This window comes from Bradyrhizobium sp. P2_E8, assembly GCF_056403875.1.
Genome location: NZ_JBFUES010001947.1, coordinates 1 through 500, shown reverse-complemented (window position 1 = coordinate 500; position 500 = coordinate 1). Strand labels below are relative to the sequence as shown.

Annotated in this window: 1 pseudogene; it reads right to left on the bottom strand. The window is 62.0% G+C overall.

Annotated features, from left to right (window positions below):
• Window positions 1-236: 236 nt before the first annotated feature.
• A pseudogene (locus AC1D00_RS44855) lies at window positions 237-500 on the bottom strand (hypothetical protein); the annotation flags it as partial.

Sequence of the window (500 nt, the reverse complement as noted above, 5' to 3'; positions counted from 1 at the left end):
TTCATGATGTTGCCGGCGACGATGCCGCCCCCGAGACCAATGGCGATGGCCGCGACGATGGTTCCTGCACCGACGAAATAGGCTGTCGAGGCGCGCATTGGTCCACTCCCTCTTTTGGAGCGGGCAACGCCTGGAGATTGCCGGATGTTCCTGATATCGGCGGTTCCCCGAGGCGCGATGGCTCGCCATCGCGCTTGGCTCATTGTTTGAGCATGATCTCTTCGGGAAACCGCGCGTCAGATCTGCTGCGCGACCTTCTCCAGCCCAATGATGCGGGCGAGCTTGCGCACTTCCTCTTTCTGGTCGTCACGCAGCTGGAACAGGAGCGGCATCGCGGCCGACTTCAACTGCTGGACCTCGTCGCAATTCGGATCGATCTGCGCGCCGGGCGGCGCGTTCGGATTCGACAGCTTGTTCGCCTGGATCCTGCGGACGACGTTGCGCAGTGCAGTCTCGACCGAAGGCCAGTAATATTCCTGCGACGAGGACAGCTCCAGCAC